General features: G+C 57.8%; 11 protein-coding genes and 1 CRISPR repeat array. Of the genes, 6 read left to right on the top strand and 5 right to left on the bottom strand.

The features are described 5' to 3' along the window. Nucleotides 1-282: 282 nt before the first annotated feature. The 4 genes from WG219_01340 to trpB form a co-directional block, all read right to left on the bottom strand. Nucleotides 283-948 (bottom strand): TetR/AcrR family transcriptional regulator, encoded by a 666-nt coding sequence (locus WG219_01340; GenBank protein ID WXL26160.1) that lies wholly within the window; start codon nt 946-948, stop codon nt 283-285. A 69-nt stretch (nt 949-1,017) separates the two neighbouring features. Beyond that, the gene (locus tag WG219_01335; protein ID WXL26159.1) at nt 1,018-2,457 is read right to left on the bottom strand and encodes a diguanylate cyclase; all 1,440 of its coding nucleotides are present in this window, start codon (nt 2,455-2,457) and stop codon (nt 1,018-1,020) included. 230 nt (nt 2,458-2,687) lie between these two features. Next, on the bottom strand, nt 2,688-3,494 hold the full coding sequence (gene trpA / locus WG219_01330; protein ID WXL26158.1) for a tryptophan synthase subunit alpha: 807 nt from the start codon (nt 3,492-3,494) through the stop codon (nt 2,688-2,690). Next, a complete protein-coding gene (gene trpB / locus WG219_01325; GenBank protein ID WXL26157.1) occupies nt 3,494-4,708 on the bottom strand; it encodes a tryptophan synthase subunit beta in 1,215 nt (404 codons plus the stop codon). Before trpB ends, trpA begins: the two co-directional genes overlap by 1 nt. A 121-nt stretch (nt 4,709-4,829) precedes the next feature. Between trpB and WG219_01320 the strand changes: the two genes are divergently transcribed. Together WG219_01320 and WG219_01315 are read left to right on the top strand one after the other, a co-directional pair. Continuing rightward, the gene (locus tag WG219_01320) at nt 4,830-5,717 is read left to right on the top strand and encodes a LysR family transcriptional regulator (GenBank protein ID WXL26156.1); all 888 of its coding nucleotides are present in this window, start codon (nt 4,830-4,832) and stop codon (nt 5,715-5,717) included. 101 nt (nt 5,718-5,818) lie between these two features. Further along, the gene (locus tag WG219_01315; GenBank protein WXL26155.1) at nt 5,819-6,823 is read left to right on the top strand and encodes an LLM class flavin-dependent oxidoreductase; all 1,005 of its coding nucleotides are present in this window, start codon (nt 5,819-5,821) and stop codon (nt 6,821-6,823) included. A gap of 223 nt (nt 6,824-7,046) precedes the next feature. Here WG219_01315 and WG219_01310 read toward each other — a convergent pair whose 3' ends face one another. Then, nucleotides 7,047-7,466 (bottom strand): hypothetical protein, encoded by a 420-nt coding sequence (locus WG219_01310; protein WXL26154.1) that lies wholly within the window; start codon nt 7,464-7,466, stop codon nt 7,047-7,049. An 83-nt stretch (nt 7,467-7,549) separates the two neighbouring features. Here WG219_01310 and WG219_01305 point away from each other — a divergent pair, with 83 nt between their 5' ends. The 4 genes from WG219_01305 to cas3f all read left to right on the top strand — a co-directional run bounded on the left by WG219_01305 (nt 7,550) and on the right by cas3f (nt 15,413). After that, a complete protein-coding gene (locus WG219_01305) occupies nt 7,550-8,626 on the top strand; it encodes an aminopeptidase (GenBank protein WXL26153.1) in 1,077 nt (358 codons plus the stop codon). 25 nt (nt 8,627-8,651) lie between these two features. After that, the gene (locus tag WG219_01300; protein WXL26152.1) at nt 8,652-8,885 is read left to right on the top strand and encodes a DUF1161 domain-containing protein; all 234 of its coding nucleotides are present in this window, start codon (nt 8,652-8,654) and stop codon (nt 8,883-8,885) included. A 59-nt stretch (nt 8,886-8,944) separates the two neighbouring features. Next, nucleotides 8,945-10,832: a CRISPR direct-repeat array (repeat unit 28 nt; unit sequence TTTCTGAGCTGCCTATTCGGCAGTGAAG). Between the two features lie 220 nt (nt 10,833-11,052). Next, nucleotides 11,053-12,018, top strand: a complete 966-nt coding sequence (cas1f, locus tag WG219_01295) for a type I-F CRISPR-associated endonuclease Cas1f (GenBank protein WXL26151.1) — start codon at nt 11,053-11,055, stop codon at nt 12,016-12,018. Then, the gene (gene cas3f, locus WG219_01290; GenBank protein ID WXL26150.1) at nt 12,015-15,413 is read left to right on the top strand and encodes a type I-F CRISPR-associated helicase Cas3f; all 3,399 of its coding nucleotides are present in this window, start codon (nt 12,015-12,017) and stop codon (nt 15,411-15,413) included. Before cas1f ends, cas3f begins: the two co-directional genes overlap by 4 nt. Nucleotides 15,414-15,434: the final 21 nt, after the last annotated feature.

Below are 15,434 nucleotides of genomic sequence, written 5' to 3'. Positions count from 1 at the left end.
TCCACCCTACGCTGGCACCTGCGACGGCCTGCAAGGCTCATTGGTGGGTAATCTGCTGCGCAGACTTACACCACCCTACGGAACGCGATGATCTTGTAGATACGCAGGGTGGATGACGCTGTTTTCATCCACCAAGCCGCTAGCACCTCGGAACATAGGCTTACCTCCGCCCCACGGCGTCAGCTGCAATGGCTGCTTTTCGTGGGAACGGCTTTAGCCGTGAATAGGCCAATCACAGCAGTACATTATTCGAATATGTATGCGCCAGCCTTGCATACCACCTCAGACAGCTTCGTGACTAAAGTCACTCCCACGGGGCGCTTGTCGTTTAGGCAGGTGGGGCGGCAGGTACAGGCTCAGGTAAGCATCGAACACGCGCATGCCCTCTTCAGCCATGCGCGGGGTCACCTCGTTATGCAATTGCACGGAACGGGCGTATACCCGATCGCCCAACTCCATCGCCAACGCAAACACGTCCACATCGTCCGGCAGTTGCGGCAGCGGGAAATGCCGTTCGAACAACGCCTGCATCAACTGCCCCAATTCCAAGTCGTGCTGACGGTCGGCTTGATTAATTTCGGCCAGCCCGTGCTGAGCCAAAATCAGTTGCCGGGCAGCGGCATCCTTGGCGTAAATCGCCAGCATGCGCTGCTCTACGACCCGCGACAGGTCACGCCAATTATTTAAGCTGTCGTGCGCCACCGGCTCCAGCAGGCACGCTCGAAAAGCGCTGTGGATATCTGCAACCAACGCCTCAAGCAACAGCGGCACACTGGCAAAAAAGTGGTAGACCGAAGAAGGCGGAATGCCTGCACGCTCCGCCACGCTATAGATCGACAAAGCCGCTACACCTTCTTCGGTAAGCAGCTCACGGGCTGCCGTAAGAATCCCGGCAATTCGGGTCTGGCTGCTGGCACGTGGTTTACGGACAGTTGGTGTACGCGACATGGGTCAACTCGGAAACAATATTGGGTCTATTGGACGCTACCCGATACATCCCCTGCAAGTCAGCCTAACTTACAGGCTGACGACCTTGTTACGCCCCGTTGACTTGGCCTGATACAACGCCTTGTCTGAGTTGATCAGCATTTGCCGCAACGGCAGGTCCGCCCGCTGTTGCCAACACACGCCAATGCTGACGGTCATGGAAATGGTATCGCCAACATCTAACGTCACTTTTTGCTTACGCACTTCATCACAAAGACGTTGAGCAATGGCCATGGTTTCTTCAAACGTCACGCTGGTCATCAACACCGCAAACTCTTCACCGCCCAGACGCCCGAGCAAGTCGCGCTTACGTAACAGAGGCTTGATCGCCGAGGAGAATGCCAGCAGCGCCTGGTCCCCCATGGGGTGGCCGTAACGGTCATTAATGCTCTTAAAGTGATCAATATCGAGCATCAGCATGGCAGCACTCATGCCTCGCTGCTTCTGTTGTGCAATACGCGCCTCACTGCGCGCCATAAACGGCGCCCGCAGCAAGCAGCCGGTCAAGGCATCGTGGTTAGCCGCGTGATCAAGCGTGCGCAGCAACTCCTCACGGACACTGTTGATGCTGGCCACCATCATGGGGCCCAAAACCAGGAAGGTGACCCCCATACGAATGGAGACGGTAGACGTGATATCAGAGCCTACATGCATCGCATCGCCAATAAATGCGACTGCGATTAAGTAGCTGGTACTGACAGCCATTGTCAGCAAAACCGTGCTGAACAGGCTGTAGCTCAAGGCGCACCACAGCAATGCCGGAACCGGAAACGCAATGGCCCCCGGCCCGCCGATATAAAAGCTGGCAGCCAGTGACACCAATAGCGCCAACAAAGGCACTCCCCGACGCCACTCCAATCGCCAACGACGTATGGAACGCGCCGGATTCAGCGCAGCCAGCGCCCAACTTGGCGCTGTCAAAATAACCGGGAGCACAACCAGACTGTTGACCAGCTCAGTGGAAAACCAGATCAGCACTCCCATGGACACTTCGTGGCCGAAATAAAACGGGGTGATGCCTGCGCCCACAACTCCGCTACAAGCCGCAACCACCACGCAGATAGCAAACATAAACAGCACAGATTGTGGACGCTGCAGCTTGCGATCCTCAACGCTCAAGCGCCTGAAGATCAGGTATCCGGCCACGACGCCAAATAGGTTTGCCGCCGTCATCCACAAGGTCATCTCCAAACCGCCCCCGGTCAGGAGATCAGCAGACAAATAACCCACCAACGCCGCGCCCCATCCGGCCGGTGTTGCAAGATGAGGGCAACGCACCAATAACCCGAGAAGGATGGCGTTAGCTGGCCAAAAAGCCGCAAGGAAATCGAGGGGACGAGTCAGGATGCCAAACAGGCACGCAGCGAACACGACGGCCGCAACAACCAACGCGCCCCATAAATGACTCAGCGCTGATTCAGTTGGCTGAGGCGTCTCCAACGCCTCATTTATATTCTTATAAGCAGACATCAGGACACCAGATTGCACCTGTTACACCAGCGGTCTGGAGCCGTTATGAATGCCCCATAACTCCATATAAACAAGACGGCCGGCGGGATACGGGCAAAAAATAGCCCGACTGCGTCGTACACAGCCGGGCCATGATATCCCAAACGCTTATCATTTTGGTATCAAGGTGCCACTTCTTAAGTCTAATAACGTGCGGCTATCGACATCAAAAAGCACCCGAAGTCACCTCATTAGCGAGCAGTGCGTACACCCTCAGCCAAAGCGCTGCACAAATCCAAAACCCCTTTAACGGCTTGCGGCTTGTCGCTGGCATTGGCGATTTGATCAATCAACGCTGACCCTACGACAACACCATCGGCCAGACGGGCAATAGTTGCCGCGTGCTCCGGTGTGCGGATACCAAAGCCGATGCACAACGGCAGATCAGTGTGACGACGCAGACGCGCAACTGCTTCCTGCACATGCTCAACAGTGGCGGAACCGGCACCGGTCACACCGGCCACGGACACGTAGTAAACGAAGCCCGAGCTGCCATCCAGCACCACCGGCAAACGCTTGTCGTCAGTGGTCGGCGTGGTCAGGCGGATAAAGTCGATACCCGCAGCCTGAGCCGGATCACACAGGTCAGCGTTGTGCTCTGGTGGCAGATCGACCACGATCAGGCCATCAACGCCAGCCTCTTTGGCATCGGCAATAAAGCGATCAACGCCGTAGTGGTGGATCGGGTTGAAGTAGCCCATCAGCACCAGCGGTGTGTTCTGCTCGCCCTTACGGAACTCGCGGACCATCTCCAGGGTTTTCACCAGGTTCTGGCCATTGCCCAACGCGCGGATGTTGGCCAGCTGAATCGCCGGGCCGTCAGCCATCGGATCGGTGAACGGCATACCCAGCTCAATCACATCAGCACCCGCCGCTGGCAGGCCTTTGAGGATTTCCAGCGAGGTGGCGTAATCCGGGTCGCCGGCGGTGATGAAGGTCACCAGTGCGGCGCGGTTTTCTTGCTTAAGCTCGGCAAAGCGGGTCTGCAGGCGGCTCATTAGTGGTTCTCCTGCTGATCAAGATCCAGGTGATGCATAACGGTTTGCATGTCTTTGTCGCCACGGCCGGACAGGTTGATCACCATGATGTGATCCTTCGGCAGGGTCGGCGCACGTTTAAAGGCTTCGGCCAGGGCGTGAGAGCTTTCCAGCGCCGGGATGATGCCTTCGTAGCGGCAGCAGGTGTGGAAGGCTTTCAGCGCTTCGTCGTCAGTCACGGAGGTGTATTCAACGCGGCCGACGTCATGCAGCCAGGCGTGTTCCGGGCCAATGCCGGGGTAATCCAGACCAGCAGAAATCGAGTGAGCGTCGATGATCTGACCGTCGTCATCCTGCAGCAGGAAGGTGCGGTTGCCGTGCAGCACGCCCGGCTCGCCGCCATTCAGGCTGGCCGCATGCTTGCCAGTTTCGATGCCGTAACCGGCGGCTTCAACGCCGACGATTTTCACGTCTTTGTCATCAAGGAATTCGTGGAACAGGCCGATGGCGTTGGAGCCGCCACCAATGCACGCCACCAAGCTATCCGGCAGACGACCTTCGTGCTCCAGAATCTGTGCACGGGTTTCGCGGCCAATTACTGCCTGGAAGTCGCGCACCATTTGCGGATACGGGTGCGGACCGGCCACGGTGCCGATCATGTAGAAGGTGTTGTGAACGTTGGTCACCCAGTCACGCAGGGCTTCGTTCATCGCGTCTTTCAGGGTACCGGTGCCCGCCACAACCGGAATCACGGTGGCGCCCAGCAGCTTCATGCGGAAAACGTTGGCCTGCTGACGGTCGATGTCAGTGGTGCCCATGAAAATCACGCAATCCATACCGAAACGTGCCGCCACGGTGGCAGTCGCCACACCGTGCATGCCCGCGCCGGTCTCAGCGATGATGCGTTTTTTGCCCATGCGCTTGGCCAGCAGAATCTGGCCAATGCAGTTGTTGATCTTGTGCGCGCCGGTGTGGTTCAGCTCTTCACGCTTGAAGTAAATCTTCGCGCCGCCGAAGTGCTCGCTCAGGCGCTCAGCGTGGTACAGCGGGCTCGGACGGCCGACGAAGTCACGCTGGTAGTAAGCCAGTTCCTTGAGGAACTCAGGATCGGCCTTGGCCTTTTCGTATTCAGCGGCCAGATCATGGATCAGCGGCATCAGGGTTTCAGCGACATACTGGCCGCCGAAGCTGCCAAACAGCCCTTTGGCATCAGGACCGGTGCGGAAGGACGACATGAACATTCTCCTGTGAATTCAGACCCGGCCGGGTAAAGCGCGAGTAATGGCGCAAGGATAAAGCTGCGCAGCCTTTGGCAAAAGCGATAAGATCGCCACAACCTGTCAGGAAAACTCACATATGAGCCAGGACCTTCCACCGCTAAATGCGCTACGCGCCTTCGAATCTGCGGCTCGTTTAGGCAGCGTAAGCCGCGCTGCAGATGAGCTTCACGTCACACATGGGGCCATCAGCAGGCAGATCAGGCAGCTGGAGGAACACCTCGGCCTGAGCTTGTTCAGCAAGGAGGGTCGCGGCCTTAAACTCACAGATCAGGGGATTCGCTTACGGGATGTGAGCAGCGAAGTGTTCAACCGCCTGCGCAGCACTTGCCTCGATTTACAGCAAGATCGCGCCGATGCCCCCTTCGTCCTCGCCTGCCCTGGCAGCCTCCTGGCCCGCTGGTTTATCCCACGTCTCGACCGCCTCAACCGCGAACTGCCCGAACTGCGCCTACAACTGTCGGCCAGTGAAGGTGAGCTGAATCCACGGCGCAGCGGCATCAACGCCACGCTCTGGTATGCCGAGCCGCCATGGCCTGCGGACATGCAGGTCTATGAACTGGCCGTAGAACGAATCGGCCCGGTCATCAGCCCGCGCTTCAGTCGCTATGAGGCCCTGCATCAGGCACCTGCTGCAGCGCTGCTGACTGAGCCGCTGCTGTATACCATTTCCCGCCCGCAAGCCTGGCCGAGCTGGGCGGCGAGCAACGGGCTGGATGCCTCAGCCCTTAAACTCGGGCAAGGTTTCGAGCATTTGTATTACCTGCTTGAGGCGGCGGCTGCCGGGCTAGGGGTGGCGATTGCACCGCAACAACTGGTGGCAGACGACCTGGCCGCTGGTCGGCTGATCGCACCGTGGGGGTTTGTCCCGGCCTCTGCTCATCTGGCGCTGTGGGTGCCGGGCAGGCAAATGGACAAGCGCGCGCAGCTACTCGCAGATTGGCTACGCCGTGAGCTAAACGGCTAAATAAATCTAAGCAAAGGGGTTGGAATCGCCCCTTAAAGCCCTACTATGAAACTCAGGTATTGATGCAATCCGGCATCATCAACAGTATTACAGGTACCCCGATGAGCCTCCTTCAGCAAACCAAGCTGTCCATCCTCGACCTTGCGCCGATCCGTGACGACGGTGACGCTGCACAGTCGCTGCACAACTCACTGGCCCTTGCTCAACACGCCGAGCGTCTCGGCTTCGAGCGCTTTTGGGTGGCGGAACACCACAACATGGACGGTATCGCCAGCTCAGCCACCTCCGTGCTACTCGGCTATCTGGCCGCAGGCACCAGCACCATCCGCCTCGGCTCCGGCGGGGTGATGCTGCCCAACCATTCACCACTGGTGATCGCCGAGCAGTTCGGCACACTGGCCACGCTCTATCCGGGGCGGATTGATTTAGGCTTGGGGCGCGCACCGGGCGCCGATCATTTCACCGCACAGGCGCTGCGCCGTGATCGCCTCGGCAGCGCAGATGATTTCCCGGCAGATGTGGAGGAGCTGCAACGCTACCTCGGCCCGCGCACGGACGATCAACGCGTGATCGCGGTGCCCGGTACCGGCACACAGGTGCCCATCTGGTTGCTTGGCTCCAGCCTGTTCAGCGCGCAACTGGCCGGGCAAAAAGGCCTGCCTTACGCGTTTGCCTCACACTTCGCGCCGCGCTACATGCACGAGGCGATCCGCATCTACCGCAATCACTTCCAGCCGTCCGAAGTCCTCGATAAGCCTTACGTAATGCTCGGCGTACCGCTGCTGCTGGCCGACACCGACGAGCAAGCGCAATACCTCGCCACTTCTGCCTTCCAGCGCATTCTGGCCCTGCTGCGCGGGCACAGCCTGAAACAGCGCCCGCCAGTGCAGAGTATGGAAGGGCTGTGGCTGCCCCATGAGCGCGAAGGTGTCAGCAACTTCTTCGGCATGGCCGTGATTGGCGGGCCGGAAACAGCGCGTAAGCGACTGGAAATGATCCTGGAACAGACCGGCGCGGATGAGCTGATCTTCACCTGCGATATGTACGACTTCGCCGACCGCCTGCACAGCTTCGACCTGCTCGCCGAGCTGGCCGGGAAGCGCTGAAGCCGTCACATCATTCGTGGCTAAAGCCACTCCTACAGGTCTGATTCGTAGCCCGGATTAGCCGCAGGCGTAATCCGGGGAACGGCACAACAGGCGGCGCGGGCAGTGAAGCCTTAAGCCCGAATAAGGCCGCTGCGACGTGCACTTCATTCGTGGCTAAAGCCACTCCTACAGGACTCGCCAGCTATTTGTAGGGGTTGCCTCAGCCACGAAAAGCACCCGCCTAAAACACCCCGCAGCGATCAATCTTGCCCTTGACCAACACATTGCGCTGCTCGTCATACATCCACGCCTGCGCCTTCATCATCCAAGGCCTGGCCTCCAAGCGGTAGCGCTGCCCAGCCTTGAAATCGGCGTAGCGAAACTTAATAAAACAGGTGACCTGATACGGCTCTGTCAGCCCGGCAAAACCACCGTTGTACACATCAAAGATGAAACGGGTTTGCAACTCATGCTCACCGGGCATGAGCTGATAATAGCGACCATCCGGCCAGCGCTTATTGTCCAGCCGATCTGCCATCAACAAACTGCCACCCGAACTGTGCATCGTCACCCACGCCTGAGCCGGATCATGGGGCGGCAACGGCGTTGAAGCACACCCGGCGAGCGTTAACGTCATCAGCAACAGAACCAGAAATCGCATGCACACCTCCAACATGGGTTGAAGATCAGGGTAGGCTTTAGCGCCGCCCACCACAATGCGCACCCCACCACGGAAAACCCAACATGCTTCTACGCTGGCTGTCTCTCACCCTTGTTCTGCTGCTCAGTGGCTGCAGTACGCTGAACTACTACAGCCATTTAGCCAGCGGACAACTGCAACTGCTCAACGCACGCCAGCCTGTGGATAAGCTGCTACACGACACAGCGACCCCGCCCGACCTGAAAAAGCGACTGGAACTGGCACAGCAAGCGCGTGCATTTGCCAGCCGCGAACTGAGCCTGCCGGATAACCAAAGCTACCGCCTGTATGCCGACCTGCAACGCCCGTTTGTGCTGTGGAACGTATTCGCCACGCCGGAATTTTCCCTGCACCCGCAGCTGTACTGCTTCCCGATTGCAGGCTGCGTGGCCTATCGCGGTTTCTACGACCAGAATCGCGCCCGTGGCGCAGCCGCCCTGCTTAAACAACAGGGGCTGGATACCTATGTCGGTGGCGTCGAAGCCTATTCCACCCTCGGCTGGTTCGATGACCCACTGCTCAACACCATGCTGCGCTGGAGCGAAGAACGCTTTATCGCAGTGATCTTCCACGAACTGGCCCATCAACAGTTCTACCTCGCCGGTGACACCGCCTTTAACGAATCCTTCGCCACCTTTGTTGAGCAGGAGGGCCTGCGCCAATGGCGCGCGAAGAACGACCTGCCACCTGCCGACCCACATGCCGATCAACAACGCGAACAGTTCACCCAACTGGTTCTGGCCACCCGCGAGCGCCTGCAAAAACTGTATGCAAGCGGCCAACCTGAACAGCAGATGCGCACCGCCAAACAGGCCGAAATCGAGCGTCTGCGTCAGGAATACCGTCATCTGCGTGACACACAATGGCAAGGAGTCGGCCGCTACGATGGCTGGGTGGAAACGCCGATCAACAACGCCAAACTGCTGCCGTTCGGCCTTTACGACCAATGGATCCCAGCCTTTGCTAGGCTGTATGACGAGGCAGGGCAAAGCTGGCCTGTGTTTTATGCAAAGGTGGAGCACTTAGGCCGACTCACAACCAGCAAACGCCAGCAGAAACTGGAAGCGCTGGCAGCCCAACCTCGAACTCTGGCCAACAGCCATCAGTCAAAGACGCTGTAGGTCATTTCATTCAAGGAGCTACAACATGAACAAACTGATTCCACTTGCCCTGCTCACCCTGTTCAGCAGTGCCGCCCTGGCAGCCCCCAAGCCCTGCGAAGAACTGCGCGCCGAAATCGAAGCCAAAATCCAGGCTAACGGCGTCGCCAGCTACACCTTGGAGATCGTCAACAACGAAGACTCCAAAGACCCGAGCATGGTAGTCGGCAGCTGCGACGGCGGCACCAAGAAGATCATCTATCAGCGCAATGACGGCTGATACTGAGCGATGTAAAAAAGGCGAGCATAGCTCGCCTTTTTTATGTGCTGGTGAATCGAGGTGTGGGCTGCCTATTCGGCAGTGAAGCTCAGCACTACAGTGGCAACACCACTGGCGTTTTTCTGAGCTGCCTATTCGGCAGTGAAGAAGAAGAAGCGGTCGCCTACCGTGAAGGTTTTTTTCTGAGCTGCCTATTCGGCAGTGAAGGAAGGCACGCGCCCAATTCGCACTATTTCCACTTTCTGAGCTGCCTATTCGGCAGTGAAGGCTATATCAAGATCGCTGTACTTTCGGGATGATTTCTGAGCTGCCTATTCGGCAGTGAAGGTCTCTGTGCTTGCTGCCATACCAAGGTGCCATTTCTGAGCTGCCTATTCGGCAGTGAAGGCTTTGATGACGAAGACAATCCAGCGGCGACTTTTCTGAGCTGCCTATTCGGCAGTGAAGGGATCAGCTTCGAATTTGATAAGGGTCATTTTTTTCTGAGCTGCCTATTCGGCAGTGAAGGCGGGTAATGTGCTCCGGTGGGCGCGCCCGTGTTTCTGAGCTGCCTATTCGGCAGTGAAGTTTGGCCCTACCAGTATTCGTACCGGCGCAGATTTCTGAGCTGCCTATTCGGCAGTGAAGTCTTGTGCTGGCGGTAAGCGGCGATGTTTTCTTTTCTGAGCTGCCTATTCGGCAGTGAAGTCGCCCACGCCATCGGCTACGCGCACCACAACTTTCTGAGCTGCCTATTCGGCAGTGAAGAAGACCAACGCTAAGCTGGCGATCTGGACGCTTTTCTGAGCTGCCTATTCGGCAGTGAAGAAACCAAACGGCCTGCTTTCTCGCCGCCTTTATTTCTGAGCTGCCTATTCGGCAGTGAAGTTCGTCTGTTCGTAATCGTATTTTGAATGTTTTTTCTGAGCTGCCTATTCGGCAGTGAAGGACGAGATCCGCACCGTCAACGTGATCAAGTCTTTCTGAGCTGCCTATTCGGCAGTGAAGTTCCCAACCAGGCAATCGAACCAGGTTAACAATTTCTGAGCTGCCTATTCGGCAGTGAAGGAGCCTCGCAGTCCGGACAGTAGTAAAGATTTTTTCTGAGCTGCCTATTCGGCAGTGAAGATCTGCTCGCCACGATCACCCACGGTGCCGTATTTCTGAGCTGCCTATTCGGCAGTGAAGGACGGGCTTGAGCGGCAGAAGAAAGCCCAAGATTTCTGAGCTGCCTATTCGGCAGTGAAGGTAGCCGTTGCATTGCGCGACAATTCCGACATTTTCTGAGCTGCCTATTCGGCAGTGAAGTGTAAGGCTTGATATGGTCGAGGATTACAGCATTTCTGAGCTGCCTATTCGGCAGTGAAGTGGCAAAGAGCATGGAGGGTGCTGGATGCTCATTTCTGAGCTGCCTATTCGGCAGTGAAGGCCTCGCCGGACGGTTTCGAGCTCTTGGGTTTTTTCTGAGCTGCCTATTCGGCAGTGAAGCACCACCCCCTCGGGAGGACCCATAAGCCCCATTTCTGAGCTGCCTATTCGGCAGTGAAGCTCAGGCCTGTCAGTACAGCAGAACGCACCCGTTTCTGAGCTGCCTATTCGGCAGTGAAGGCGATGGCATGGAAGTCGAAGCGGTCGTCGTATTTCTGAGCTGCCTATTCGGCAGTGAAGCTGAGCCAGCACATCGGCTTGCAGCTCAGCACTTTCTGAGCTGCCTATTCGGCAGTGAAGAAATCAAGGGTATCCTCGTAGTAACGATTATCTTTCTGAGCTGCCTATTCGGCAGTGAAGAAGCAAGTCAGGTGGACCTTTCCTCTTAGCTTTTTCTGAGCTGCCTATTCGGCAGTGAAGCGGCACCCTTTCTAGTCCCCTTACTACTATCATTTCTGAGCTGCCTATTCGGCAGTGAAGGGTTACTTCAAGCTCTGGCTCTGTTGCGCTGTTTTCTGAGCTGCCTATTCGGCAGTGAAGTAGAAACATTACTCGCAAAAGCCAAGCCGGGTAAGCCTGACAACCGACAGATGCCTTCAAACCCTTTTTTATGCCCTCTGGCTAAGCCATTGATTTATCAGGGCTCAAATAATCATCCAAAAAAAGGGTCCTGACTCACTCACATACTGGCCCTTCGTCTACTTCCATTTTTAGTCAACACAGTCAAAATGCCATCAAAACTCAAAATGGCAGACTGCTCATGGATGATCTGAGTCCCAGTGACCTCAAGTCGATTCTGCACTCCAAACGCGCCAACCTTTACTACCTGCAACATTGCCGGGTGCTGGTAAATGGTGGGCGCGTCGAATACGTCACCGATACGGGTAAACAGTCGCTGTACTGGAATATCCCCATCGCCAATACCACCACTATTTTGCTCGGCACCGGCACCTCTATTACTCAGGCCGCCATGCGCGAGCTGGCCAAAGCCGGTGTGTTGGTCGGGTTTTGTGGTGGCGGAGGTACTCCGCTGTTTTCAGCCAATGAGGTCGATGTCGAGGTGGCGTGGTTTTCCCCGCAGAGTGAATACCGCCCCACTGAATACTTGCAGCATTGGGTACGCTTCTGGTTTGACGACAGCCTGCGCCTGGCAGCCGCCAAAAGCTTCCAACGTGCCCGCCTCAACCGCATCCGCCAGAGCTGGCAAAGCCGAACCTTACGCGACGCGGGCTTCAATATTGATCATGCCGAGCTTGAGCGCGCCCTCGACGCCTCACTGCGCACCCTCGAAAACCTGCCCGATAACACGCACCTGCTGACTGAAGAAGCCCGCCTAAGCAAGCAACTGTTTGCATTAGCTGCCCGTGCCAGCGGCTATGGCGATTTTGTCCGGGCCAAAAACGGCACAGGTGGCGACCCGGCCAATCGTTTTCTCGATCACGGCAATTATCTGGCCTATGGCCTCGCAGCCAGCGCCACATGGGTATTGGGGATTCCCCATGGATTGGCTGTGCTGCATGGCAAGACCCGGCGCGGCGGTCTGGTGTTTGATGTCGCAGATCTGATCAAGGACGCCACCATCCTGCCGCAGGCATTTATATCGGCGGTGCGCGGCGATGAAGAGCAGGAATTCCGCCAAGCCTGTATCGAAAACCTCACACGCAGTGAAGCGCTGGATTTCATGATCGACACCCTCAAGGATGTCGCCGAGCATACCGGCCGATGAATATTCTGCTAATTGCTCAGTGCGAGAAACGCGCACTGGTGGAAACCCGGCGCATTCTCGATCAGTTCGCCGAGCGCCGGGGCGAACGCACCTGGCAAACGCCGATTACCCAGGCCGGTCTGGATACGCTGCGCAAACTCCTGCGTAAAACCGCCCGTAAAAACACCGCTGTGGCTTGTCACTGGATACGCGGCAAGGATCACAGCGAGCTGCTGTGGATAGTCGGGGACGCCAGCCGTTTTAACGAGCAAGGCGCAGTGCCCACCAACACAACCCGACGCGATGTGCTACGCAGCGCCGATGAAAACAACTGGCACACCGGCGAAGACATCAAGCTACTGGCTCAACTCGCCGCCCTGCTCCACGACTTGGGCAAGGCCAGTGTGGCCTTTCAACAGCGCTTGCGCAGCAACGTGCGGGAAAAGAACCTCTATCGCCATGAATGGGTATCGCTGCGCCTGTTTCTGGCATTCGTCGGCCAGGATGACGACGCCACTTGGCTGGCGAGACTGGCCAGCCCGACTGCTGAAGACGACGCCAGTTGGCTCACCGCCGACCGCTACCGACGAGATGGCCTGGATGCCGATACACCGCCACCTTTTAAAGGCCTGCCACCGCTGGCGGCAGCAATTGCCTGGCTGGTGGTCACCCATCACCGCTTGCCGGTTAAACCGGTCTACAACCCCGATGGCCAACAAGCCTTTCTGGGCAAACAAGCGCCTCTATTAAAAGCCCCGGAGCTGGCTGATCTGCTGGAAAGTGTCAGCAGCGACTGGAACGAAATCAAACAGCAGGCATCACGCCCCCATATCGAGGCATATTGGGATTTTGCTCATGAGCTGCCCGTCGCTCTGCCTAAATGGCGCGCCCAAGCTGCCAAGCTGGCAACACGCCTGCAAGCCCTGAACAACAAGCCGGGTAAAGCAAGCTGGTTGGACAATCCCTACGTGATGCACCTGGCTCGCTTGTGTCTGATGCTGGCTGACCACCACTACTCAAGCCTGGACGGCAAATCCGCCGAACGGGTCAAGGGCGACGCCAACCCCAACCTCTTCGCCAATACCGATAAGCACGGCAAACTCAAACAGCCGCTGGACGAGCACCTGCTCGGCGTTGCCCGTTTAGCAGGCAGCATCAGCCATAGCTTGCCTGGTTTTGAGCGACACCTTCCACGTCTGAGCCGCCATCGCGGCCTGAAAAAACGCAGCAGCAGCGAGCGTTTTCGCTGGCAGGATAAAGCCTTTGATGCCGCCACCGCATTGCGCGCACAAGCGGCTGAGCACGGCGCGTTCATCGTCAATATGGCGTCGACCGGTTGCGGCAAAACCCTTGCCAATGCCCGCGTCCTATATGCCCTGGCTGATCCGCATCACGGCATGCGCGCCACCTTTGCCCTGGGGCTGCGCACACTGACGCTACAAACCGGCCGCAGCTACCGGCAAGACCTGCATCTGGACGAAGACGAGCTGGCCATTCGCGTGGGTGGTTCCGCCAGTCGCAGCCTGTTCGAGTATTACCAGGAGCAAGCGCAGAACACCGGTTCAGAGTCGATTCAGGAGCTGATCGAAGAGGACAGCCACGTTCTGTTCGAAGGCCAGCACGACAGCCATCCGCTGCTAAGCAAAGCCATGCACGATGATCGCATCCGCGCCCTGCTGTCCGCGCCAATGCTGGCGTGCACCATCGACCACCTGATGCCCGCCACTGAAGCGCAGCGTGCAGGCCGACAAATCGCCCCCATGCTGCGCCTGATGAGCAGTGATCTGGTGCTGGATGAACTGGATGACTTCGATCTCGACGACCTCCCCGCCCTGACCCGCCTGGTGTACTGGGCCGGGCTGCTGGGCAGCCGCGTACTGCTCTCCTCTGCCACCTTACCGCCTGCGTTGGTTGAAGGCATGTTCCACGCCTACCGCGCCGGCCGACAGCATTACCAACTCAATCGCGGCCAGCACGGCGAACAGGACAGTCCCCTGCAAATCGCCTGCCTATGGGTCGATGAATTTACCGCGCAGCCGGACACCCTCAGCGAGGCCGCCAGTTTCAGCGAGGCGCATCAAGCCTTTGTCTCGCGCCGCGTACAGGCGTTGGCACAGAGCATTGAGCGCGACGGAGCCAAGCGCCGCGCCGAACTGCTGCCCCTCAACATCAGCGCCAAACAACAGGACGCCGTGCGCGCCGCCTTTGCCAGCGAAGTACATAAGGCCATCCAACTGGCCCACAGCCGCCATCACAGCACCTGCCCTCACAGTGGCAAGCAGGTCAGCTTCGGCCTGGTGCGTATGGCTAATATCGATCCGCTGTTTGACGTCGCGCAGGAGCTGCTGCGCCTGGGTGCGGCGGATGATCAGCGCATTCACCTGTGCGTCTATCACTCCCGCTTCCCGCTGTTGCAACGCTCCGCTATCGAGAACCGGCTGGATACCTGCCTCAACCGCCGCATGCCAATGGCGGTATTTGATATCCCGGAGATTAGTCAGGCGCTGGATACGCATCCCGAGCAGCACCAGCTGTTTGTCGTGCTCGGCTCGCCGGTAACAGAAGTGGGACGTGATCATGATTACGACTGGGCAGTGGTGGAGCCCTCCTCCATGCGCTCGCTGATCCAGCTGGCCGGACGCGTGCAACGCCACCGCAACCAACCCTGCCAAACGCCCAACATCCTGATTTTTGATACCAACCTTAAGTATTTCAGCCAAGACAAAGACCGCAACGGCCACCCTAAAGCCGCCTTTATCAAACCCGGCTTTGAAAGTGCAGACATCTTTGCCAACAGCCCATTTCGCCTGATCAAACGCCGCCTGAGCAATGCCTTACATGAGGATGAGTACCGCATCCTCTCGGCCACCCCGCGCATTCAACCGCGCCCGGCACAAAGCTGGCAGCCGCAGCACAGCTTGGTAGACCTGGAGCACGCGCGCATGGCCGAACGTATGCTGCCCGTCACCCCGCAACCGCGTCAGCGCGGAGCGAAACCTGTAGGCGAAACCCTCAATGCCGCCAGCGCCTGGCAATACCCTCAGGCTGGGCTGACCTGGGTGCTGCCGCAACAACAACCGTTTCGCCAGCAAACAGCAAAAGAAACCGAGCTGCTGTTTTTGCCTGATGAAGACGGCGAACAGCTCACGCTGCACCGCATCCATCAACAGGCCCAAGGCAAAGAGCCGGCGATCTACACCACAGCCGAAAGCCAGATCGAACGCCTACAGTTAACGCTTGGCCCACGCATCAATCATTGGGGCCAGGACGATCTGCTAACACTGCTTAACGAATTGGCCGAAGCACAAGACCTGTCACAGCGACGCTGCGCAGAACGCTTTACAACGGTCAGCGTGATTGAGAGTAAACAAGGGTGGCGGTATCACCCGCAATTGGGGTTTGCGAAGAAGCGATAAACACACATTCAGCACTCGTAA

The organism is Pseudomonas mendocina, from assembly GCA_037482215.1.
Lineage (GTDB): Bacteria > Pseudomonadota > Gammaproteobacteria > Pseudomonadales > Pseudomonadaceae > Aquipseudomonas > Aquipseudomonas mendocina_E.
This window is presented reverse-complemented; position numbering and strand designations above follow the sequence as displayed.